The following is a 22,473-nucleotide window of genomic DNA, read 5'->3' on the forward strand; positions in this document are numbered from 1 at the left end:
AGTGGATTTTTCTATTCTCACAAATAGCGAGATAAATGAAAAAGGAGCAAATCTCTAACTGAGATTAGCTCCTTTTTCTATTCCAAAACCAATTGCTTATTATAATTCCTGTTAACCCACCGCACGTATCAAGCAATGAATCTTGCCACATCGGTGTACGGTCTCCCGTAAACCATTGATGAATTTCATCAAATGTTGCATACCCCGCAACGAAAAGGAGGGCGTATGCAAAGCACCTTTTTCTCGAATAACCCGATCGATGAAAAGCATAATACGTCAATGAACCAAGCATAAAGAACACCATAAAATGAGCACCTTTACGAAGGAAAAACTCAACAAATCCACCTACACCTTTATTTGCAATACTAACAGGCGTACCTCCGCCATAATCGATAGATACCCATGAAAAATGCTCTTTCACAAACTCAACATTTATATATTGCTCAATATCCGAGCGCATATCCTGTTTTTTATATGGCTGTGCTGAAGAATAGAAAATAATCCCCATCCATAGTAATACAGGAATCCAAAATAACCATTTACGATTCATTCTCCCGAAAGCTCCTCTCTTAGTCTTTTAAGAGTACCAAAAAAAAGAAAAAATTTCACGCCAAAACATGACATTTACCCCCTATTTATAAAGTGAAAGGGGGTGATAAACATGGCAGTTGAAACAATCGTAATGGATTTAACTTTACGCCTTGTATTAAACGGAGGATTAGACAAAAACGGTAAAACAGTTTTTAAGAACAAGCAATTCAAACGTGTGAAAACAAATGCAGATTTAGGAAAAGTACATGAAGTAGCACGTGCTCTTGCTTCACTACAACAATCATCACTTCACGCTGTACAACTTGTAAGCACGTCAGATCTTTCTAACCTGTAAATAAAAAGGAGGGAATAAAGCATGCAAGTACTAGAGTTAGTTTTCGTAAAAGAAGATGGAAAAACAGTTGTCTTTTCTATCGATAATCCCATTACACCAGTAAATGAACTAGCCGTAAATCAAGTAATGGATACCATTCTTTCTTCATCTGTATTTTCATCAATTGGTGAAAATACTCGTAAAAAAGGAGCTCGCCTCATAGAAAAAAATGTATCTGAAGTTCAGATCACTCCGTAAATCAAAAAGGCGAATCTGCATTATTTTGCAGATTCGTCTTTTTTCTTCGGCATTTCAATTGGAATAAAGATGTTTGAAAAACCAACACAAACATACTTATAATTCTCTCCGCCTAAATCAAACTCTGTCGTATATGTTGAGAAGAAAATATAATCATTTCGCTTTGTATAATGTTCGATTAATAATCCAACTTGTGGTTCAACATACTTATTTGCCAATTTCTTTCCCGCCGATGCTAAGTCGCCAAGTATACCCTCTTTGTTTTCTTTCTCAACCTCTTCTAACTTCTTACTCACATCATTACGCTTCATAAATTGTTTTGCTGCCCAATCCGTATATTCTCCCTTACCCGGATTACTGTTTGCTAAATAAACTAAGAGAACAACAGCTAGAGCCATAATAATATACTTTTTTTTCATACTATATCACCGCCTACTCTTTTCTATTTTCATATATATGTACAAGCGATGCAAATTAGAAAGACTATCATCTATTGATTGTAAACGAACCGTAAAAATTTACAATACGAAACAAAAGATTAACAATAATTTTACATTATTCGTATATAATTATATTCAGAATACTAATTTTATAAGGGAGGATTTTAGAATCATGAATAATGAAAATGATATTTTTATTTCTAGTTCTACAATGATGCTCGAACCTTGCAAACACCCTTATTACCGAACAAAAATGATCGACAGTAGCGGAAACCCCCTGCACTCTTGCCAAACAGCTATCCAACTCATAAAGAAATCTTGTCTAACACATGTTCATTCTACTTATCAAGGTAGACGTCGTGCAGTCCAAATAAACTTTAAGCTCAAACAAAATGTTCCAATTCCGATTAATCATAAAGAATATATTTGTGCTTTCCCAACAGAATCTCCTTCTTCTCCAAACTGCATTTGGCTGTTCTATAATCATATAGAGGAGATAGAGTTTTCCAAAAAAACTAACAAGGCTAACATTCATTTTTTTAACGGAACTACCATAACAATACAAATAGGTTCTCATAAGTTACAGCAACAATTTTTCAAATCTGGACATGTATTATCCCGAATGAACATGAAAGATTCACTACACTCAAAAAACCTCTTGCCACATTTACTGCCTTAATGTAAATAGAATGGAACGCAATATTTCCTTTGCCTTCCATTCTACTTATTGTTCTTATCCCCTTACACTATCTCTCATTTTCTCAAGTGCTTGTCGATATACCCATCTCACTTGATAGTACGTCATCCCCATTTCAGACGCTATCTCCCCCATATTTTTTCCTGAGAAAAATCGCTCTGAAATGATATGCCTCTCCCTCTCATCTAACACACTCATAAAGTCCTTCGCTCTCGTTCCCGTATCTTCACACTCAAATCGTTCCCCATAATCATCCGTGCATACATACCGCTCTTGCACTACGCATTCTTTCTTCAATCTTTCCAATATATAACCACGTACCGTTACAACCGCATAAGCAGGAAAACTACCTTTCTCCTCCTCATACCTTTCATACGCATGCCAAAGACCAATTAAGCCACATTGATAATACTCTTCATAATCTTGGTAAATATTTAACCTCTTTATTTGATTTACAATCATACCTTCATACAAAACAACCGTATCTGTAAAAGTCGCTGGCTTCACACAGTGCCCGTTTCTAAAAGGTATACCTCTTCAGTATTCCGCGGTACCTCTACAATATAAAATGAGAAAGGAAATTTCATTGTGGGTAATTTCAAATACTGCTGCCGTAATTTGAAATTACACTAGGCAGTATTTGAAATTCTGCTTGGGGTATTTGAAATAGGGGTGAAAATAAAAAAGATTCCTCCTATACATTAGAAGGAACCTTTTATTTATATATTGGCAAACTATATTACTCTTTAGCCATGCTTTTGAAAAATCTATCGATCGCATATAAACCAGTTGCTAAAATACAACTTGTAACCCCAACAAATATATAAGGATTCTTATTCGGCATATATTCTACAGCTAACAATGTTACGACTAACATAAACAAAACATTTGCTGAAAATTTCTTAAACATATGCATCTCCACCTTATAACAAAAATGCAGCAATTATAAAAATAATTGCTGCATTTTTTTCTAGTGACATAAAACATCACTATTATTAGAACATGCCTTTTACTGCACCAAATCCAATAGTTAAGATAAAGAAGACAACCATAAGAATTGTTGCTTTCTTTTTACTTAAGCCAGCCGTAATTTGAAGACCTAACCATGTAATAACAAATCCCCAAATTGTGAACACTTCAATATTATTTGCAATGCCTTTTACAACACCACCACTTGAAGCGAGAATCGGTCCTAAACCAGTGTACATTTCTTGGCCTGATCCGCCTAAAACAAGTGCTAAAACTGTGTTTATTAATAAACCAAGTAATGAAATAATGCTTGAATACACACTAATCGTTAATAATTTCTTATAAGAAGTATCATTGCTCATTAACATCATTAATACTTTATACACTGCTGCACTAATAAAGAAACCTATCGCCATACCAATAGCACCAAATACTGCACCCATACCAAACGACATTATAGGTGTAACGCTAATACCCAAATCCTTATTCATCTTAATCGCCTCAGGGGTTAAAGAACCTACATAAGCAGCAAGTCCACCAACAACTGCTCCTAATAAAACAAGTATCCAAAACGCACCCCAAACTGCATTACTAGTTTTCATTCGCTCAAACTGAACGCCAGGAGAAGTAATCATTCCAAATAATGACGGCTTCTCTCCACCAACTTTTTGCGTATTCAAATTCGCTTCCATCATAACGCCTCCTTCTATTTATATAACCCGTTCTAACGGGCGGTTCACATCCTCATGCAAGAGGATACGAACCGCCCACTAGAACGGTAATGTGTATTAGAGAGTTTTCTCTCTAATACACTAGTAAATTACTCATAACGAAGTGCTTCAATTGGATCTAATTTCGCAGCTTTGTTTGCTGGAATTAATCCGAAAATAATACCAAGTGTCATAGAGAATAGTACGCCGCCAACGACAACTTCCCAAGAAACGAGCGGTGGCCACTTCGCAAATGTGGAAACGATATATGCCCCGCCATACCCAAGACCAATTCCGATTAAACCACCTAGAAGCGTTAACATAACTGCTTCAATTAAAAACTGTAATAAAATTTTACTACGTGTTGCCCCAAGTGCCTTACGCACCCCAATTTCACGTGTACGCTCTGTTACAGATACAAGCATGATATTCATAACGCCAATACCTCCAACGACTAATGAAATACCAGCGATACCGCCGATGATCATCGTCATAATACCTGTCATTTTTGAAATACCTTCTTGAAGTTCTTTTAAATTCATAACTTCGTATTTACCAGTTGCATCACTCGGTTTACGACTGTTTAAGACATCTGCAGCTTTTTTACCTGCTTTTTCTAGATTATCTACATTTTTTGCTTGAACAGAAATATTTTGAATTTCATCTTTTCCATACAGTGTCGGCCATAATGAAATTGGAACTAGTGCTTCTGATGGTCCCATTCCCATAAACTCGTTATCTGATTTATAGACACCAATAATTTGCATCGGTTGACCTTTCATTTCAATAATTTTACCGACTGGATTGGCATCCTTAAACACCTTTTCTTCCATTTGTTTACTAATCATGACAACGTTATTGCCTTGATCCACGTCTGATTCTTGTAAAGAACGTCCCTTTAACAACTTTACTTTATTTACTGCAAAGTACTCACTATCTAAACCAGTAACGTTTACCATCTCTATTTTATCTTCAATATCAAGTGGTTCCATGCTTGAATTTGTTGTTACAACATGTGCGATCTCTGGAATTTTTTTAATTTCAAAAATATCTTCTTCAGTTATCTTCGGTGCTTCTACCATTCCCATACCAAAGGGATCATTCATATCTGCACTATAATGAATCGGAACCGTTTGATTACCTGAACCAACAAATTGCGATTTCAGTGCAGCTTCTCCGCCTTGTCCAATCGCAACAACGGTAATAATAGAACCTACACCGATAATAATCCCAAGCATCGTCAGAGCTGAGCGCAGTTTATGAGCTAGAATAGAAGATAAGGCAATTTTCATACTATCTAGTAAACTCATACTGCACACCTTCTATCTTCTGTAATTTTCCCATCTCGCAGTACAATGCGGCGGGAAGAATACGCTGCTACCTCTTCTTCATGCGTAACCATAACAATCGTCGTACCTTCTGCATTTAGCTTCGTGAAAATATCCATAACTTGTGCACCAGACTTCGTATCAAGCGCACCTGTCGGCTCATCGGCCATAATGAACGTTGGATTATTTGCAATCGATCTTGCGATAGCTACACGTTGCTTCTGTCCACCTGATAATTCACTAGGTAAATGGTCTACTCTATCTGATAATCCAACTTTTCCAAGCGCTTCAAGAGCTCTTTGACGACGCTCTGCTTTCTTCACTCCACCGTAGATGAGCGGAAGTTCAACGTTTTCCACTGCGGAAAGACGCGGCAGCAAATTAAAGTGCTGGAATACAAAACCGATATATTCATTACGAATTAAAGCTAGTTTTGACTCGTCTGCTGTTAAGATATTCACATCATTCAACATATATTCACCTTCTGTTGGACGATCTAAACAACCGATAATATTCATAAGCGTTGATTTACCAGAACCAGACGGTCCCATAATAGAAACGAACTCACCGCTTTGAATTGTTAAACTAATACCATGTAAAATCGGCACTGCCAATTTTCCTTGATAATATGTTTTAGCAATATTATTTAACGTAATCATTTCTCTTTCACTTCCATTCCGTCATACACGTTGTCGGAAGGATTTTTAACCACCTTTTGCCCCACTGTTACGCCTTCAACAACCTCTGTCCAATCTCCATCATTCGCACCTTTTTTCACATTTTGCTTACGAAGTTTTCCTTTGTCTTCGATATAAACAAATGCATCTTCGCCTTTTTCTACAATGCTCTTACTTGGAACAGCAATCATCGTCTTATTCTCTAAATCTACTTGCAGAGAAACGTGATAACCTGGAGATAAACCATCTTGGCTATCAAGACTTGCTTTATATGTATATTGAGACATATTTTGAGTTCCCTCACCAGCAGCTTGAGCCATCTCTGCACTCGTTGGGAATTCACTTACTTCCGTAATCTTACCTGTCCACTTCTTCTTATTATTTGCTTTCGCAGTTACAGTGAACGTTTGATCTTTTTGAATTTGTGACTTTTGAAGCTCTGTTAAAGTCCCTTGAACCTGGAACGGGTCTTTAGAAGCAACTTGTAAAAATGCTTTCCCTTGACCACCTAATGCCTGAGATGAACTTTGCGCTGCATCCTTATCTAACTTCTGTACAACACCAGTAAAATTACTATAAATCGTAAGTTCTTTCTGTTTTTTACTTAACTCTTCTTTTTGTAACTTCCCTTTTTCTTTCTCAAGGTCAGTTGTCTTTTGTGCCATTTCTAACTCACTTACTTGCTCTTCCATTGGGTCTGTTACTTCTTTCCCAGCCCCACTATCTTTTACCTTCTTAATTTCTTTCTTCAATGAATCAATCTTCTTTTTCCCTTGATCATAACGCATATCAGCCATCTTCTGATCAAGATCAGCTTGCTTCATTTGAAGATTAATTTCTTCATTATCATAAGAGAATAATTTCGTTCCCTTTTCTACCTCTTGTCCTTCTTTCACCGCAATATCTTTCACTTTTCCTTTAGTCGGATCCGCATAGAAACTTTCAATATTTCCTGGCTTCACTTGACCAGAAATTAATTTCGTATTATTAAGCTTACGCTCTGTCACTTTCTCAAAACTTACAGCATCTGTATTAGCCGTACCTTTCTTCTTACCTTGCATAACAAAAATATTAACTGCTGCAACAATAACAATTAGTGCAATAACTCCGATAATAATCCATTTCTTCTTCTTGTTTGGAGTACGAACCGTATTTGGTAACATATTCTCGCTCCTTTTTATATCTTATAGTTTAATAGATATTTAATTATATAAAACTTTCTGAAAATAAGAGTTCCGCTTACATTGTTACACTCATTTTACAAAGTTTTACACAATCATTTATATTGTAACAAAAATACCAATGATTAGAAATATGACATCCTATCTTTTAAGATAGTTTTAAGGAAAGATTATATTATATAGAAAAAGCCATCCAAAATGATAATTGGATAGCTTTTCTGAATAAAATATTACGCCACTTTAGGACCTTTTCTCTCATGTCCACGTTGAACGATAAATAAGAATACTGTTGATAAAATACCGCCTGCTAATAGTAAGATGAAGCAGCCATCCCAGCCAGAACGATCAACAATAACACCAATTGCTGCGTTTGCTACAAGACTTCCGCCTACATAACCGAACAGACCACACATACCAACTGTTGTACCTACTGCAAATTTCGGTACTAATTCCATCGCACTTAAACCGATTAAAAATTGTGGTACGTAAATTAAACATCCGATAATAGAAACGGCAATACTTACAACAAGTACGCTAGATGCTTGCCAATATACAACCGTACCAACAACAACACCAGCCATACTCATAATACATAATGGCATACGTTTTCCTTTAAATAATTTATCACTTAAAAGACCAACGATTAATGAACTTGGAATTGCCATACCTTCAAAAATCGCGTATGCAGCATGCGCTTCTGTTTTTGAAAAACCTTTAACTGTTGTTAAATAAAGCGGAACCCAGTTAATAACACCGAAACGAATTAAGTAAACAAATGCATTCGCAATACATAAATACCAAACGAACTTATTTGTCACTACATATTTCATTAAAATTTCTTTTGGTGACATCTTATTAGCATTATCTGCTTTTTCAAGATTTTCATAGTCATTACGATACTCATCAATTGGAGGAAGACCTTCAGATTCTGGTGTATCCTTCGCATTAATCCAAACAAGAACTGCAATTACCATTGCGATAATCGCTGGGAAAATAAATACCCCGCCCTGCCAATTATTTTCACCGAAAATACCTACACCAATTCCGACAAGGGGCGGCACTAGCATTCCACCAACGTTATGTGAAATATTCCAAATACCTGTTTTCGTACCACGTTCTTTCTTCGAGAACCATTTCGTCATAACGATACTACAAGGTGGTGCTCCCATACCTTGTACAATACCATTCAGAACAAGTAATGTAACAATCATCCCAAATGAAGATGCAAAACCGAAGCAAATATTTACAAGCCCTGATAAGAATAATCCGACTGCGATAAAGCGCTGGGCGAAAGCTTTATCGGATAAATTCCCCATAAAGAACTTACTAAATCCATAAACAATTGCCATTACTGAACCTAGTAATCCAATTTCAGCTGTACTAAAACCATATTCTTGTACTAAATACGTACTTGATAACGTAAAGTTACTGCGCACTAAATAATAAGCAGCATACCCAACTGAAATTCCCATTAGCACACGAATACGTAATAATTTGTATACCCTGTCAATCATATTCGCCGGCAATCTCTCAATTGCAGGTGCTGGCTTAAGCCATTTAAACATATTCTTTCGTCTCCTTTTCTCACTGCTGAGAGAGACGCTGTCTATTCCATATCTCGATTATTCCACTATTTGATATATTTTTGTTCGCCCTTCTAACCGGCTGACCTTCTATCTCTTTCTCATTCTTCGCAAACATCGTCGGTACGCCAAACGAAACTTTTTCTAAAATGTGCCCCGCTTCTTCTGATAAACAATAATCAATAAATAAATCCGCAATAATACCACTCGGTGCACGTTTTAGTTTTGAAATCGCATTAACAGACAAACCTGTTTGCTCAGGTTCATTACTTACAATAGGAAAGCCTTGTTTCTGAAGCATTCTCTGATCTCCCGCAAAATTGATGCCTATCATATATTCACCGCTCGCAACCAGTTCTGCGGGCATATAACCATTCACCGTTACTTCACCAACTTGCCTTGCAAGATTCTTAACATACTCTTTCGCTTCTCTTTCACCTAGAGTATCAATAAGTGATTGAAACAAAGTATATGCTGTGCCGGAAACATTTGGATCAGGCATTGCAATCTTACCCGTATATACCGGATCTAATAAATCTTGCCACCTTGATGGATATGGAAGACCGAGCGGCGCTATTTCTTCATTCCACCGCTCTTTATTAATCGCAATTGCCAGTTTCTCCACTTCATAACCGTACCAATAACCATCTTTATCCTTAACAGTCTTGGAAATACGATTCGCATGCTGGGTCGTAACAGGAATAGAAAGGTTCTTTTGCTTCATCATTTGATGCGCATCTACTGTACCGCCAATAATAATATCCGCCTTCGGATTTCCGGCTTCCTCTTCTACTCTCCGAAGAAGTTCTTCTGTCGATAGACGAATAAATTCATATGTACACCCGCGTTGTTTACAAAATGACGAAAGCAAAGCTTCACCGACTTCCTCGCGGGCCGCTACATACGCAACGAGATGACGATCATCCAAAATAGGGAGACCACTTTTATTATATTTAATAGAGGTTGTATCTCGAGAGCAACTAGACATCGCTCCTCCGATTACTAGCAAAAAGAAGAAAAAGGCTATCTTTCTCATGACACATTCTCCTTTACAAGGAATTCTGCTAGGGAGCCCTTCATATACATGACATTCCCGTTATTATCACCGAGATATTGCACAACAAAGTAAGATGGATACACAGAAATAGTTAGAATATCTTCCCGCTCATTCTTTACACGTTTGCCTGTTTTATAGGCAGTAATATAAGCAATCGGCTCATTCTGTGATTGTAATAATTTCTGAATTTCTCCGTAATCTGTAATTTGCTTTGCGTATCGAATAGAATCAAATATGTGCGTAAGATCTATAGTACGTATTACATCCCCTTGCCTCACTACAACTTCCTTTGCCTCCGCAAAGAAATTACTAATGCGCTCTGGTGTATAATACAGACTTAACAAATACGTTTGAAATGCTGAGATCATCGGATCCGTGCCACTCTTCCCGTATACATTAGCCTCATACTGGAACAAGTCACCTACTGCAAAAGTACGTTTATGTCCATTCAAGTACGTTACTTCTCCAGTAAATACTTGTTCTTGATTCTTAGCTTCTCTCGGTTCTATTCGAATTCGGTCAAAGAATGAAACAATCGTATGCAAACGAACTTCATCCGTTACAACAATTTCTCCCCACTTCTCATGCCTTACTTTCACTTCAGTAGGAAGGGATTCATTCACTCTTTGTAAAACGGCTTGTTTGTCATCCACAATTGTGATTCGATTATATATTTGCTTCTCAATAACATAAAACAAAATAAGAGAAACGATCATACAAAAGACAAACATAAGAATTTGAAATGATAGCCTTTTCATTTCTGCCTACCTCCAAGATAAAAAAACGTTGTTTCGAAAATACCGCATAATTGTTTCATAAATGTATCATTTAACCGCTTTCAAGTTTTTTATGTCTTCCATCCGTCTCGGAAGTAAAAATGTAATACATATTGCAGTTCCCATTTCTTCACTACTCTCAATTCGCATACTTCCGCCCTGCTTATTCACAATCTCCTGACAAATGTATAAACCATAGCCATTCCCGTAACTTGAAGGAAGCACCTTACCTTCCGGAGACTCATTCCATTCTGCAAGCACACATTCATCCATACCAATACCGTCATCATGAACAAAAACCTTTGCTTCCTTCTCATTTATAATTACATTCATACGAACTTGCGTAGCATCACTATATTTAATCGCATTATCAAGCACATTCAAGAAAATTTGCTTCGTCTTATCAAAATCCGCAACGACGTGTACTTCCGTTAACTCATTCATAACTTCAATTTCAAACTGCTGCAACCTGAGTTTCACAATCGAAACCGCTTCTTCTGCCAATTCTTTAATATTCACGACCGTAGGTGACACTTCAAACGTACTCGTCCCGTACTTTGAAGACTTAAGTAATTCCTCTACAAGTGATAATAGACGCTCACTCTCTACAGCAACATAACGGAGGCTCTCCTGCACATCTTCCTTCGACTGTAACTTCGGAATTAAATCAACATAACCGATAATTGCCGTAAGCGGTGTTTTCAGCTCATGCGTAATGCGGTCCAAGAAATCTTTCTGTTTCTCTTTCTCTTCCTTCAGCTGCTTAATATGCAGCTCAATCCCATCAGCCATCGCATTAAAGGACGCTGAAAGCTGCGCAATCTCCACATACTCATTTAACTCAATCTTGCTTTCATAATCCCCATTCGCAAGCCGATACGCCATTTGCCTTAACTGATCAATTGGTTTATGAAGAGACTTCGCCAAACGAATCGCAAAGAAAATACCCGCAGCTACTAAACAAAGAGACGTCATTAAAAACGTCCAACTCACATTTGTTAAAACTTCCTTCTCATCCGTTAACTCATTTATAAAACGAATACTCCCAATGACATCGTTTCCATAATAAACTGGACTTGAAAACAAAAGAATTGGAGCTGGGTCTCCCTCCTCGAAAACATACGATTTCTTTCCCTTCAAAGAACTCTCAATATCAATATTCCGGTGAAGTAACGCTCCTTTTTGTGTATCTGCAACAACATCCCCATTCTTCCCAATCATCTGCACCCGGACATCCATTCGCTTCGCTAAATACGAAGCAATTAAAAGCGAATTAGGACCTAACGTCTCCACTTCTGCTTCCTTCTCTAAATAATTCATCGTATAAATTTGCGCTTCCACACTTAACTTTTCTAAGGAATCCGCCGCATTATGATACACATTCTTCTCCAGTGCAATATAAACAACCGCATACAAAAGAACAAGAATTGGAATCAACAATCCAACTATCCCAAACACCATATTTCGTTTTAAAGACATATCATCACCTTTTAGCAATCAAGCTTATACCCAACACCATAAATTGTCTTAATATACTCCCCGCTCTTCCCTAGTTTCTTCCTAAGCCTTTGCACCATAATATCAACCGCTCTCGTATTTCCGATATACTCAAACCCCCATACCTTCTCTAATAGCTCATCTCTCATAAACACACGCTGCGGATTCGAAACAAACAACTGACATAAATTAAACTCTCGGTACGTTAACTGAATCTCCTGCCCACTCACATGAAGCTTTCGTTCCTTTGGACAAATAAGTAAATCACCAGCCCCAATCACCTCATGATTTAAAGGAGCTTCCTTCTTCGTCACGCGCCGCGCCATATTCTTCACCCGAAGAATAAGCTCCGCATAATTAAAAGGCTTCGTCACATAATCATCAGCTCCAAGCTGAAGACCAAGTAACTTATCATTCATCTGACTCTTCGCTGTCAGCATAAGCACCGGAATATCACGCTCCTTCTCCCGGAATAAACGTAACAACTCATACCCATCCGTATCAGGAAGCATCACATCTAAAATAAGTACATCCGGCTGCTCATTCCATCTCTCTAAAGCTTCTCTCCCATCAGCCGCCGTCAATACTTCATACCCTTCCATCTCTAACTGCATCCGAATCAAATTACGAATACTCGATTCATCATCTACTACAAGTATTTTCATCATTCTCCTCCTTCCATCCTGTATTATAGTACAGTTTAGTATAGCAAAAATAAGACAAAAAAAGAGAGGGTATTGTCGAACATATGTTGAACGACAGTACCCTCTCTCATTTATTAAACTTATTTCTCATACCCATTAGGTTTCTTCTGATGCCAATCCCACGCATGCTCGATAATTGTCTTCACATTTACATACTCAGGATTCCATCCTAACTTCTCTTTCGCCTTTTGAGAAGAAGCTACTAAGCGTGCTGGATCTCCCGCACGGCGTGGTGCCATCTCAGCTGGAATCTCATGATTCGTAACTTCACGAACTGCATCAACGATTTCTTTTACACTAAAGCCATTACCATTTCCTAAGTTGTAGAAATCACTCTCTCCACCATTTTGCAGGTCTTTAAGTCCTAAGAAATGAGCTGCCACTAAATCTTCAACATGAATATAATCACGGATGCAAGTACCATCTGGTGTATTATAATCATCACCGAACATCATAATCTTCTCACGTTGACCTAACGCCACTTGTAAAACAAGCGGAATTAAATGTGTCTCTGGACGGTGGTCTTCCCCAATAATACCACTTGGCGTTGCACCAGCCACATTAAAGTATCTGAAAATCTTATATCTTAAATTTGAAGCTTGACTATACCAATGAAGCATCTTCTCGATTGCTAACTTCGTCTCTCCGTATGTATTCGTCGGATTTGTCTTCGTTTCCTCAGTAATAAGGTCTACATCTACTTCACCATAAGTGGCCGCAGTAGAAGAGAAAATAAACTTCTCTACTTTAAACTCATCCATTACTTCTAGCAAGCAAAGTGCACCATACACATTATTATTATAATACTGAAGAGGCTTCTCCATACTAACTCCAACTAAAGAATCAGCTGCAAAATGCATAACCGCCTCGATATTTTCTTGTTTAAAAACATCTCTTAAAAATTCCTTATCACGAAGGTCACCATTATAAAACTTCGCACCTTCCGTAATTGCATCTTCATGACCAGTTTGCAAGTTATCTACTACTACTACCGATAAACCTTCATCAACTAGTTTTTTAACAGCGTGAGAACCGATATAGCCCGCTCCGCCGCAGATTAAGATTGATTTCATTGTTTTCCTCCCGCATATTTATTAGGATTTCTTTATTACTTTACTAATATAGAAGGTATACGATTGCTCGTATACCTTCTATATACCCTTCATTACTTAGCTACAAAATAATCCGTTACATATTGCGCCCAAACTTCATGCCCTTTAGCACTTGGGAAACCGAACTCTGTTTGTAAGTACGGTAAAATTGCTTTCGTTGTTGCATCAGGCCATGCTCCCCAATGATCCACATATGCATAACCATTTTGCGTCGCAAATTGTTTTAATGCTTCAATCGCTTTCGGATAATTCTTCGCACCATACACTGGGTTTGATGGTTGAATCATAATTGTAGCGCCTTTTGCACTAGTAGAAAGTGCTTGCACAAACTTCTGTGTACTCGCTACAGAATTTCCATTACCAGTTTTTCCGTTGTCGGTAATAAATGGTGGTTCAAATAAAATTACATCCGGATTATCTTTCGCAATCTCTTTATCGCGTTTATTTGCAATTAATTCCTCTGTACTTTCACCCTTATATTCCTTTACCGTCACATTCCATAAACCTTTACCGTAAGAAGCCTCTAAATTAGCAGTGAACTTAGCTACCCAAGCATCTTTTTCAGATGAAGAAGCTTCATCACCAACAATAACAAGATTTACTGCCTTTTTATCTGCAGCAGCTTTCTTTAACTTCTCTTTCACTGCATCTGGCAAGTTCTTTGCGTATGCTTCATTAAAAGATGACTTTGCATCTTGTTTTTTCTCTTCTTTTTTCTCTTCTTTTTTCTCTTCTTTCTTAGCTCCGCTATCTTTCACTTCAGCCTTTGTTTTCGTTACTTCACTCGTTTGCCCTGTTGCATTCGCAATCTTCTTATTCCAATATAGTTTACCGCTCACAACCGAAGCAATAAACAATACAAAAATAAATAGGACAAGTACTGCTTTCTTATTCATCGATTCACCTCATCTATTAATCTCACAATATATAATACTAATATAAATTCAAGCAAAAATAAACCCAACTCCTTCCAAATGAGTTGGGTTCAATAAATACTACTTCGTTAATTCAAGATGTGCTCTTAACTTATTCGTTATATCTTGTTTTGCTGCATCTGGAACATAGTAGTACCAAATACCGTCAGCGGCTTTGTGGCCGTCACCTGGGATTTGAATTTCTTCACTGTTCTCCATACAATCTTTATAGTTCTTTTGAATATCAAACATTTGATCTTGTGTTAAACTTGTTTTAACGTTTTTCTCAATTGCTTTTAATACGTCACCATAGCTTGCTAGTGACGATACGCTTGCACCTTTTTTAATTACTGCCTGGATAACTTGACGTTGGCGCATTTGACGGCCGAAGTCACCACGTGGATCTTCGTAACGCATACGAGAGTATCTTAATGCTTCTGTACCATTAAGATGTATATTCCCTTTAGCAAAGTGCGATTCTTCATATTTAAACTCTAAATCATTAGTAACGTCTACTCCACCAACTGCATCCACAACATCTTTAAAACCAGCCATGTTCACTTCAATATAATGATCAACTGGTACATCAAGAAAATTTTCTACCGTTTTTACAGCCATATCAATTCCACCAAAGGCATATGCATGATTAATTTTATCTTTTTTACCCTTACCTACGATTTCCGTATAAGAATCACGTGGAATACTAGTAATTTTCATAGATTTTTTTTGTGGATTTAATGTAAATAACATCATCGAATCTGAGCGACCTGTCTCATCTGCCCTTTGATCCACACCCATTAATAAAATAGATATTGGCTTATTATCTGCAACATCTACTTTCTTGTCACGTTTTTCTGACTTATCGCGATCTAAAGGCTTGTGCACTGCATCTAATGTATTCGATACATTAGAATACACATAGTATGCATATGCTCCTCCTGCAATCACCAGAAAACCTATTATACCCAAAATCCAAAATAAAACTTTCTTTTTCATAGCTTATACCTTCTTCAATTTGTATTTATAAATAATCTCACATTATTACTATTCACCATATTACAACAAATACATTTATTAATAAAAGTTTTTTTATTCCTTATGATTGTAATGAAAGTTCACTTTTTATTTGAGTAGTGGATATATCTTCAGTTCTTGGCAAATAGACCACTTCACAATATTCTTTTAAAAAATCAAATTTCCCTTCCCAATCATCACCCATAACAAATACATCAATTTCATACTTTATGATATCTTCAATCTTTTGTTCCCAAGTATTTTCCGATATTACTAAGTCCACATATCTAATGCTTTCCAGTAGCATTTTTCTCTCTTCAAATTTAAAATAAGATTCTTTTCCTTTTAATGCATTAAATTCATCTGTTGATATTCCAACTATTAAATAATCACCTAGATCTTTTGCTCGCCTTACTAAATTTATATGACCATAATGTAGTAAATCAAATGTTCCATATGTTAGAACCCTTTTCATAATTCGGCACTCTCCTGATTAAATTATTTCATTACTAATTTTTTTATATCTTTAGATACTGTATTAGGGGTTAACATAATTCCACCTAAATATATTAAAAATATGATTAAAGATTTTATAAACATGTTTAAGAATACACTATCAAATATGTCAGGAATAGATACGCCAACAAAAAAGCCAATCCCTCCTAATAATATATATATATATATCCCTTTAAACATTATATTTAATTTAAGCTCTTTCCTTACTAAATATATTCTTAAAAAGCATACTGTAAATTCTACAACAATCATTACAAATGTTGCACCTAAAGCGCCTAGGTATGGAACTGTTATTAAATTAAGAGATAGGCTTAATACTGCTCCTATCACTAAAGGTATTAAAAACTGTTTATCTTTTTCAAATACCAGCGCATATTGATTCGCAAACACCCCACCTAGAGGTATAAATATAATTATTAAACTTACCCAAAACATTAAATTTGACATAGGAGCAAACTCTTTTCCAAAAAACCACGGTACAAATTCAAAAGAATTAACCATTACTACAACACAAAATAATATAGAAGTTACCAACGTATAATCCATTGATTTTTTTAAGATTTTATCAACTTCAATACCTTTATTTTTCGCAACTAAATTTGACATTTTAGGTAGTAAAACTATACTGAGTGATGTAATAATAGTTAATACTATCCTTGCAATTTTTTGTGAGTGATCGTAATATGATAATTCTATTGGGCCAGCAATCATACCAACAATGGTTTTATCGAATGTGATATACAATTGAATGCAAAGTTGTGGAATTAGCAAAAAGAAAGCTCCACGAAAAAATTTTTTAAAAGTAGCCCCGTCAAAAGCAAATTGGGTTATATATTTTTTTATACTAACCCAAAAAACTAGATTACCTAAAAAATTGCCCATAGATAAAATTAATATATATTTCCATAAGTCGCTTTCATTTTTAATAACAATAAATATTAAAAGTAATGTTATAGATTTTATCGCTATATTTCTCAATACAATTTTCTTGAATTTTTCAATTCCTATATAAAACCAAGATATGTCAAATATTACACTTATTAAAAAAGGCAACTGCAGCCAAAAATACAACTGATAATTTTGAGCACCATACATAACGAATAGTATATATCCTAATAAAACTACCGTCCCTGTTATTAATTGTATAATCCAAAGGTTCCAAAATGTACTATTTAAAACGTATTGAGAATCTCTAACCTTCGCAATATTTCTAACCCCATATTGTGCCATACCCAGTAAAGATATTACAGTTAATATTTGTACAATAGAAAAAGTATAACTATTAATCCCTAGAGCCTCTACTCCTAAAGTTCTAGCTAAAAAAGGCAATGTAATAATAGGGATAATAATAATAAACATTTGATAAAGAGCATTATACAAGAAATCATGTATAATATTTTTCATATTGATCCCTCTACTTATTTTTCATTTTTTAATTACATCAATCTAATAAATTGAGTGCAAAGTTGGTAACTCGAATTGATGCCTTTCCATCATTAAATTCATCAACATACTCATATTTAAAGCTTTTTATATCATGCTGTAAGTTTATATTATCTATATAATCCTCAACACTTAATAATAGCTCTTTTAATTCTTCAAATGAATATGCTATTGGTCCTGGAACAAAATCTTGATAGTTAAAATAAAACTCTCTATTTATTTTTATATAACTATCATAGTCATATGGGTAGAATATTACTGGCTTTTCTAAAATACAATAATCCAAGAAAACAGAAGAATAATCTGTTATTAAAATATCAGTAGATTTTAATAATGTTTCCAAATCATCAACGCTAGTAACATTAGTAACACTACCACCATACTTACTTAAATCATTTTTAAGATTCCTTACATTCGGATGTAATCTAATTAATAAATTTACCTTATCAAATACTCCTTTATTCTGTAATTCATCTAAATCTATTGGTAAATCAAAGGATTCCAGGGTTTCTTGTCGGAAGGTTGGGGCATATAAGATATTTATCTTATTACGATTTTTTTCCTCTTTTTGTACTGCATATAAAGAATCATTACGCGGTAATCCCATATTCAACAACTTTTCCTTACTAACATTTAAGGCTTTCGATAAAATTTCTCCCCAAAAATCATTAGGAACTACAAGATAGTCGATTTGTTCTCCTTCTTTAATCCAGCTATTTACTAATTCCTTATCAATTTGTTGAAGCCCTATATCTAAACCGATTTTCTTTAAAGGAAGCCCATGCCATAATTGAATATAAGTAATTCCTTTTTTCTTCTTTAAAAATGCTTCTTTATTACAGTTATCTATCCAAATCTTAGAAGTATACATGTGGTAAAAGTATCCTATACTTTTCCTTCTAACAATTGTAATATTCTCATATCTATTGGGGATTTTATTCTTATCATCTAATACCCAAACATATTTTAAGTCGCTTCTCTTTTTATACATTTCTTCAAAAACATATCTAGGACTACATGAAAAATGTTCCCCTCGATACGATGTATACATTACCTTCTTTTTATTTATAGGAAACATATAAAAAAGAGCATATACAACCGAACTTATCAATCGATAGATTTTATATTTAAAATTAGCTTTCAAATTAATTTCTCCTCATCAACTAATAATCTAATTCACTATCTCATTTCAATCTTCATATAATTTTTAAAATAATACAAAAGGGCCTTACAATAATAAAAAGGCCCTTTTTCCACTCTATAATTTATGTTCTATATCAAAATCTTGAACATAACGTTTCTTAATTAAAAATAATAATACAAGATATACAACAATATCATTATCATAACCTAAATATTGCAAGGACATTATTAACACTAACGGTAAAATAAAAACTATACAAAATTCACTCTTATATCCTCTTAAACCCAACATTAGTTTCCTAAACAATCCCAAAAGGAAAAGAATATATATACACACTCCAATAATTCCTGTTTCCATGGCAATATTTATAATAAAATTATGCATATTAGTATTAACTAAATAATGAGGTACATATTGCATTAAAAAGTTATAACTGGAATATATACCGTTTCCAATCATATAGTGAGTCTCATTAAAATGCTCAAAGAAGGCTTTCCACAATGAAATTCGGGAGGCCCCCCCATCTGTACTAGGATCCCCTACTCTTAGAATAACGTCTGTAACAACTTCAATAAATCCAAATAACAACATAGGGATTAAACATATAACAAAAAATTTAATATAATTATTCTTTATATATATCTTTTTATAAAAAAGATATATATACGGGATAATCATCGCCATTTGAGCTGTTCTAGACAACAGAAGCATTATATTAATAACAAATATAGAAAGCATTAGGAACTCTCTAATTTTAATCTTATCATTTAGTATAAAATTAAAATACAACAGTTGTACTAAGAATAATTTTGAAGCCCAAATATTTTTATTACTATGACCAAATATTGGATCTGCCCCTCTACTAATAGCATAAGCATCAATAGAGTTTTGTATATTCAGGAAGTAGCTTAAGGACAGATTTTGACTCATATATACATATATTATTTGTATAAAACTTAAAATAATTATTAACTCTAAACACAATTTAAACCGATTATTAAATTCGGAATCTATTTTTACCTTCTCAATAAAGTTTGGAACCACTAGTAAAAAGGCAAGGTTTACAATAAACTTTATATATAAGTTTATTTCAAAATTATTAAAGTAAAAAACATTTAATAATCCCCCATATAATAGGAAGAACAAAAGGTATATTTGCCATCTATTAACTTGTTTAAAATATGGTAAACACATCAAGGTAATTAAAAGAAATAATGGTATATATATTTTCATTTCCAAAAACAAGCTAAAGGTTGCAACCATAATAAGATATATAATTATTTTATCATAATTTTTCATTTTCTTTCCTTCCATAGACTCAATACTTTATTCATAAAATTAATGCCTATATCATTTATTAATCTTTCCCCAGATATTTTTATAAAAGAATATATATACATTATTTTTTATTAAAAATATTGATATCCTATGTTTAAGTGGCAGAAATTCACTATAGTCTTGTAAAGTAATAATATCTTTCCTTAAAGCCTCTATATTTTCTCCGTTATCTATTAAGTAATTTAATAGATATATTTTTAATCTCAACTCTAAAGCACCCATATATTTCATTAAACTCGGATCTTTTTTAATAAAATCTCTTATTAACCTTATTGTATTAGCCAGGGACTGTTCAATTATCGGATTATAACTCTTAGTAATTGAACCTTTTCTTTGTACATAGTAATATGAGGCCAAATCTATACTATCAATGGATTTTGTATAGTATAAATATCGTGGCATAAAACCTACATCTTCAAAGAAAGCACGATTTTCAAAGTATAGTCCATTTTGTTTAATTATTTCTGTCCTATATAACTTGTTCCAAGCTACAACAAAAGGCTCATCATGTTTACACAGGAAGTTCTCTAGAATATTACCCTTCAATAAATCTTTATTAAAATAACATTCTTTCTCACGTAGCTTACTTGCATTCTCATCTAACCACACCTTTTTGAAGCCACAAATTACCAAATCGAGACTGTCTGCAATGATTTTTTTATACAAAGTCTCATACATAGATTTATCTAAATAGTCATCACCATCTACAAACGCTATAAATTCTCCACTCGCATGATTAATTCCCGTATTTCTTGCGGCACTTAAGCCACCGTTTTCTTGAGAAATTACTCGTACACGTTTATCACGCTTTGTAAACTCATTAGCGATATTTACTGTATTATCACGTGAACCATCATTTATAACTAATATTTCAATTTCCTTAATACTCTGCGCAATAAGACTTTCCAAACACTTTTCAATATAATCCTCAACATTATATGCTGCTACAACTATACTAATTTTAGGCTTCTCCATAGTTTACCTCCTTCCATTGATTATATAATTTAATAAATTCTTTATTATATTTGGAATCATTGGACCAAGGCCCCATTAAAATATGATTTTCATATAAAGAGTAATCCACCTGAAAAATATTCGCACTATCTTTAAAATAATTTAAACTTGCAAATTTAATTTCCGTTTCAGTATACATATTCCCTAAATATTCTACCACTTGACTAGCTGTGTGCCCCGTGTCTACTGAATCATCTACAACCAAAATTTTATTTATATTCTTCATCTCATGTTTATTCATATCAAAATAAATTTCTCTATCTACATTCTGATTATGAACTCCAGATTGAATTTCTTTACGTCTTAAATATTCTTTAAGGGGTTTAGGAATAATTTTTATTACAGGCTTTATAAATTCTTTTAACTTATTTCCCTTACGTACTGCTTGAATTTCTAATAACGGCACCCTTAAGTACTCACTTATTGTTTGTCCTATTAAAAATGACCCTTTAGCTATAAATATAACTACATCTGGCTGAAAATCCTTTTCAATTTTAGTTGCTAATTTTTTGCTTTCTATTTCCAAATTTTTTATTGATAATTCTATACAATTCACTGTATTTACCTCTTTTTATTAATTTAAAAACTCTAGCAAACTTTGTTATATGGTGGGCTATCTGTAAGCAATCTTGTTGAACATATTGCGCACTTTGTAAATTATCTTTAAATTCCTGTACGCTTTTAAAATCTTCCATAACATTGTAGTTTCTACCTAATTCTATAAATGTATGCGCATCACTACCTATAGCCTTAGTTGCATTATATCTGTTCGCAATTTCTAATTGAATTTCTGAAAAATATCCCTTTATATTTCTACCATTGTGAACTTCAATGATATCAATTAAATCTAGGTTTTTTCGAATCTCTTCTTCCACCAAAACTGTTTTATATCTTTTTTCATCATATGGATGAGGAATATATACTATTCCTCCTTGTTTTTTTATCTCTAGCATTGTATCCCTTGGAGATTTTCCCGGGCTTATCTTTTCATTTATAAATAATCCTATTATTTCACCCTTACTGGAAAATATTTCTTCTCCAATGATTACTCTAATTGAATGTTTCTCAAGAAAAGGTTTAAATTTTAACGCACCCTCAATTTCATCATGATCCGTAATCGCTACTACATTTATTCTTCTTAGTTTTAACATAAACAAATAGAACCACTTGCCTAAAGTGCTATCGTGTGAATGACAAGTATGGGTGTGCAATTCAACATTTATCCCCATATATTCC

26 protein-coding genes are annotated in these 22,473 nt (G+C 34.4%); 3 read left to right on the plus strand and 23 right to left on the minus strand.

The features are described from left to right. Positions 1-64 precede the first annotated feature (64 nt). Positions 65-550, minus strand: coding sequence for a VanZ family protein (locus MKX77_RS25460; protein WP_002034802.1), 486 nt, complete (start codon positions 548-550; stop codon positions 65-67). Between the two features lie 111 nt (positions 551-661). On the opposite strand from MKX77_RS25460, the gene MKX77_RS25465 reads away from it, so the two are divergent. Next, positions 662-886 carry a DUF1659 domain-containing protein gene (locus MKX77_RS25465; protein WP_002016256.1) on the plus strand — a complete coding sequence of 75 codons (225 nt, stop codon included), beginning with the start codon at positions 662-664 and terminating at the stop codon, positions 884-886. Positions 887-907: 21 nt separating this feature from the next. Next, positions 908-1,123 (plus strand): DUF2922 domain-containing protein, encoded by a 216-nt coding sequence (locus MKX77_RS25470; RefSeq protein WP_341308125.1) that lies wholly within the window; start codon positions 908-910, stop codon positions 1,121-1,123. A gap of 20 nt (positions 1,124-1,143) precedes the next feature. Here MKX77_RS25470 and MKX77_RS25475 read toward each other — a convergent pair whose 3' ends face one another. After that, positions 1,144-1,542: a DUF4359 domain-containing protein gene (locus MKX77_RS25475; RefSeq protein WP_002034805.1), complete on the minus strand. Its 399-nt coding sequence runs from the start codon at positions 1,540-1,542 to the stop codon at positions 1,144-1,146. A gap of 193 nt (positions 1,543-1,735) precedes the next feature. On the opposite strand from MKX77_RS25475, the gene MKX77_RS25480 reads away from it, so the two are divergent. Beyond that, the gene (locus MKX77_RS25480) at positions 1,736-2,242 is read left to right on the plus strand and encodes a competence protein ComK (protein WP_341308126.1); all 507 of its coding nucleotides are present in this window, start codon (positions 1,736-1,738) and stop codon (positions 2,240-2,242) included. Between the two features lie 54 nt (positions 2,243-2,296). On the opposite strand, the gene MKX77_RS25485 is transcribed toward MKX77_RS25480, so the two are convergent. The 21 genes from MKX77_RS25485 to MKX77_RS25585 all read right to left on the minus strand — a co-directional run bounded on the left by MKX77_RS25485 (position 2,297) and on the right by MKX77_RS25585 (position 22,466). Further along, positions 2,297-2,767: a sigma-70 family RNA polymerase sigma factor gene (locus MKX77_RS25485; RefSeq protein WP_341308127.1), complete on the minus strand. Its 471-nt coding sequence runs from the start codon at positions 2,765-2,767 to the stop codon at positions 2,297-2,299. 232 nt (positions 2,768-2,999) lie between these two features. Beyond that, the gene (locus MKX77_RS25490) at positions 3,000-3,170 is read right to left on the minus strand and encodes a hypothetical protein (protein ID WP_341308128.1); all 171 of its coding nucleotides are present in this window, start codon (positions 3,168-3,170) and stop codon (positions 3,000-3,002) included. 85 nt (positions 3,171-3,255) lie between these two features. Beyond that, positions 3,256-3,921: a Yip1 family protein gene (locus MKX77_RS25495; RefSeq protein ID WP_341308129.1), complete on the minus strand. Its 666-nt coding sequence runs from the start codon at positions 3,919-3,921 to the stop codon at positions 3,256-3,258. A 128-nt stretch (positions 3,922-4,049) separates the two neighbouring features. Then, positions 4,050-5,249 (minus strand): ABC transporter permease, encoded by a 1,200-nt coding sequence (locus MKX77_RS25500; RefSeq protein ID WP_341308130.1) that lies wholly within the window; start codon positions 5,247-5,249, stop codon positions 4,050-4,052. Further along, positions 5,246-5,926 (minus strand): ABC transporter ATP-binding protein, encoded by a 681-nt coding sequence (locus MKX77_RS25505; RefSeq protein WP_002089682.1) that lies wholly within the window; start codon positions 5,924-5,926, stop codon positions 5,246-5,248. Before MKX77_RS25505 ends, MKX77_RS25500 begins: the two co-directional genes overlap by 4 nt. Then, positions 5,923-7,107 carry an efflux RND transporter periplasmic adaptor subunit gene (locus MKX77_RS25510; RefSeq protein ID WP_341308131.1) on the minus strand — a complete coding sequence of 395 codons (1,185 nt, stop codon included), beginning with the start codon at positions 7,105-7,107 and terminating at the stop codon, positions 5,923-5,925. The genes MKX77_RS25505 and MKX77_RS25510 overlap by 4 nt, the downstream gene beginning before the upstream one ends. A 248-nt stretch (positions 7,108-7,355) precedes the next feature. Then, positions 7,356-8,690 (minus strand): MFS transporter, encoded by a 1,335-nt coding sequence (locus tag MKX77_RS25515; RefSeq protein WP_215554768.1) that lies wholly within the window; start codon positions 8,688-8,690, stop codon positions 7,356-7,358. A gap of 19 nt (positions 8,691-8,709) precedes the next feature. Then, positions 8,710-9,744, minus strand: coding sequence for an ABC transporter substrate-binding protein (locus MKX77_RS25520; protein ID WP_341308132.1), 1,035 nt, complete (start codon positions 9,742-9,744; stop codon positions 8,710-8,712). Beyond that, complete coding sequence (locus MKX77_RS25525) at positions 9,741-10,523, minus strand: DUF3919 family protein (protein WP_341308133.1); 783 nt, start codon at positions 10,521-10,523, stop codon at positions 9,741-9,743. The genes MKX77_RS25520 and MKX77_RS25525 overlap by 4 nt, the downstream gene beginning before the upstream one ends. Before the next feature lie 66 nt (positions 10,524-10,589). Then, positions 10,590-12,020, minus strand: a complete 1,431-nt coding sequence (locus tag MKX77_RS25530; RefSeq protein WP_341308134.1) for a HAMP domain-containing sensor histidine kinase — start codon at positions 12,018-12,020, stop codon at positions 10,590-10,592. An 11-nt stretch (positions 12,021-12,031) separates the two neighbouring features. Next, a complete protein-coding gene (locus tag MKX77_RS25535) occupies positions 12,032-12,703 on the minus strand; it encodes a response regulator transcription factor (protein ID WP_341308135.1) in 672 nt (223 codons plus the stop codon). Between the two features lie 119 nt (positions 12,704-12,822). Next, positions 12,823-13,815 carry a UDP-glucose 4-epimerase GalE gene (galE, locus tag MKX77_RS25540; protein ID WP_341308136.1) on the minus strand — a complete coding sequence of 331 codons (993 nt, stop codon included), beginning with the start codon at positions 13,813-13,815 and terminating at the stop codon, positions 12,823-12,825. Positions 13,816-13,907: 92 nt separating this feature from the next. Next, positions 13,908-14,750 (minus strand): SGNH/GDSL hydrolase family protein, encoded by an 843-nt coding sequence (locus tag MKX77_RS25545; protein ID WP_341308137.1) that lies wholly within the window; start codon positions 14,748-14,750, stop codon positions 13,908-13,910. A 99-nt stretch (positions 14,751-14,849) separates the two neighbouring features. Beyond that, positions 14,850-15,764 carry a polyisoprenyl-teichoic acid--peptidoglycan teichoic acid transferase TagU gene (tagU, locus tag MKX77_RS25550; protein ID WP_341308138.1) on the minus strand — a complete coding sequence of 305 codons (915 nt, stop codon included), beginning with the start codon at positions 15,762-15,764 and terminating at the stop codon, positions 14,850-14,852. 100 nt (positions 15,765-15,864) lie between these two features. After that, a complete protein-coding gene (gene tagD, locus MKX77_RS25555; protein WP_341308139.1) occupies positions 15,865-16,257 on the minus strand; it encodes a glycerol-3-phosphate cytidylyltransferase in 393 nt (130 codons plus the stop codon). Between the two features lie 23 nt (positions 16,258-16,280). After that, positions 16,281-17,702, minus strand: coding sequence for an oligosaccharide flippase family protein (locus MKX77_RS25560; protein WP_341308140.1), 1,422 nt, complete (start codon positions 17,700-17,702; stop codon positions 16,281-16,283). Between the two features lie 37 nt (positions 17,703-17,739). Next, complete coding sequence (locus MKX77_RS25565) at positions 17,740-18,885, minus strand: CDP-glycerol glycerophosphotransferase family protein (protein WP_341308141.1); 1,146 nt, start codon at positions 18,883-18,885, stop codon at positions 17,740-17,742. Between the two features lie 114 nt (positions 18,886-18,999). Beyond that, on the minus strand, positions 19,000-20,184 hold the full coding sequence (locus tag MKX77_RS25570) for an O-antigen ligase family protein (RefSeq protein WP_341308142.1): 1,185 nt from the start codon (positions 20,182-20,184) through the stop codon (positions 19,000-19,002). Positions 20,185-20,235: 51 nt separating this feature from the next. Next, entirely contained in the window at positions 20,236-21,198 is a 963-nt protein-coding gene (locus MKX77_RS25575) for a glycosyltransferase family 2 protein (protein ID WP_341308143.1), read from the minus strand. After that, positions 21,185-21,793: a phosphoribosyltransferase gene (locus MKX77_RS25580; RefSeq protein WP_341308144.1), complete on the minus strand. Its 609-nt coding sequence runs from the start codon at positions 21,791-21,793 to the stop codon at positions 21,185-21,187. Before MKX77_RS25580 ends, MKX77_RS25575 begins: the two co-directional genes overlap by 14 nt. Further along, the gene (locus MKX77_RS25585) at positions 21,732-22,466 is read right to left on the minus strand and encodes a PHP domain-containing protein (RefSeq protein ID WP_341308145.1); all 735 of its coding nucleotides are present in this window, start codon (positions 22,464-22,466) and stop codon (positions 21,732-21,734) included. The genes MKX77_RS25580 and MKX77_RS25585 overlap by 62 nt, the downstream gene beginning before the upstream one ends. Between the last annotated feature and the right edge of the window lie 7 nt (positions 22,467-22,473).

This window comes from Bacillus sp. FSL R9-9410 (assembly GCF_038050385.1).
Lineage (GTDB): Bacteria > Bacillota > Bacilli > Bacillales > Bacillaceae_G > Bacillus_A > Bacillus_A cereus_U.

What these genes read in the sequence shown, in the direction of transcription:
- MKX77_RS25460 (WP_002034802.1), bottom strand. Translation starts at nt 550, where the DNA reads ATGAATCGTAAATGGTTATTTTGGATTCCTGTATTACTATGGATGGGG.
- MKX77_RS25465 (WP_002016256.1), top strand. Translation starts at nt 662, where the DNA reads ATGGCAGTTGAAACAATCGTAATGGATTTAACTTTACGCCTTGTATTA.
- MKX77_RS25470 (WP_341308125.1), top strand. Translation starts at nt 908, where the DNA reads ATGCAAGTACTAGAGTTAGTTTTCGTAAAAGAAGATGGAAAAACAGTT.
- MKX77_RS25475 (WP_002034805.1), bottom strand. Translation starts at nt 1,542, where the DNA reads ATGAAAAAAAAGTATATTATTATGGCTCTAGCTGTTGTTCTCTTAGTT.
- MKX77_RS25480 (WP_341308126.1), top strand. Translation starts at nt 1,736, where the DNA reads ATGAATAATGAAAATGATATTTTTATTTCTAGTTCTACAATGATGCTC.
- MKX77_RS25490 (WP_341308128.1), bottom strand. Translation starts at nt 3,170, where the DNA reads ATGTTTAAGAAATTTTCAGCAAATGTTTTGTTTATGTTAGTCGTAACA.
- MKX77_RS25495 (WP_341308129.1), bottom strand. Translation starts at nt 3,921, where the DNA reads ATGGAAGCGAATTTGAATACGCAAAAAGTTGGTGGAGAGAAGCCGTCA.
- MKX77_RS25500 (WP_341308130.1), bottom strand. Translation starts at nt 5,249, where the DNA reads ATGAGTTTACTAGATAGTATGAAAATTGCCTTATCTTCTATTCTAGCT.
- MKX77_RS25505 (WP_002089682.1), bottom strand. Translation starts at nt 5,926, where the DNA reads ATGATTACGTTAAATAATATTGCTAAAACATATTATCAAGGAAAATTG.
- MKX77_RS25510 (WP_341308131.1), bottom strand. Translation starts at nt 7,107, where the DNA reads ATGTTACCAAATACGGTTCGTACTCCAAACAAGAAGAAGAAATGGATT.
- MKX77_RS25515 (WP_215554768.1), bottom strand. Translation starts at nt 8,690, where the DNA reads ATGTTTAAATGGCTTAAGCCAGCACCTGCAATTGAGAGATTGCCGGCG.
- MKX77_RS25520 (WP_341308132.1), bottom strand. Translation starts at nt 9,744, where the DNA reads ATGAGAAAGATAGCCTTTTTCTTCTTTTTGCTAGTAATCGGAGGAGCG.
- MKX77_RS25525 (WP_341308133.1), bottom strand. Translation starts at nt 10,523, where the DNA reads ATGAAAAGGCTATCATTTCAAATTCTTATGTTTGTCTTTTGTATGATC.
- MKX77_RS25530 (WP_341308134.1), bottom strand. Translation starts at nt 12,020, where the DNA reads ATGTCTTTAAAACGAAATATGGTGTTTGGGATAGTTGGATTGTTGATT.
- MKX77_RS25535 (WP_341308135.1), bottom strand. Translation starts at nt 12,703, where the DNA reads ATGAAAATACTTGTAGTAGATGATGAATCGAGTATTCGTAATTTGATT.
- galE (WP_341308136.1), bottom strand. Translation starts at nt 13,815, where the DNA reads ATGAAATCAATCTTAATCTGCGGCGGAGCGGGCTATATCGGTTCTCAC.
- MKX77_RS25545 (WP_341308137.1), bottom strand. Translation starts at nt 14,750, where the DNA reads ATGAATAAGAAAGCAGTACTTGTCCTATTTATTTTTGTATTGTTTATT.
- tagU (WP_341308138.1), bottom strand. Translation starts at nt 15,764, where the DNA reads ATGAAAAAGAAAGTTTTATTTTGGATTTTGGGTATAATAGGTTTTCTG.
- tagD (WP_341308139.1), bottom strand. Translation starts at nt 16,257, where the DNA reads ATGAAAAGGGTTCTAACATATGGAACATTTGATTTACTACATTATGGT.
- MKX77_RS25560 (WP_341308140.1), bottom strand. Translation starts at nt 17,702, where the DNA reads ATGAAAAATATTATACATGATTTCTTGTATAATGCTCTTTATCAAATG.
- MKX77_RS25570 (WP_341308142.1), bottom strand. Translation starts at nt 20,184, where the DNA reads ATGAAAAATTATGATAAAATAATTATATATCTTATTATGGTTGCAACC.
- MKX77_RS25575 (WP_341308143.1), bottom strand. Translation starts at nt 21,198, where the DNA reads ATGGAGAAGCCTAAAATTAGTATAGTTGTAGCAGCATATAATGTTGAG.
- MKX77_RS25585 (WP_341308145.1), bottom strand. Translation starts at nt 22,466, where the DNA reads ATGGGGATAAATGTTGAATTGCACACCCATACTTGTCATTCACACGAT.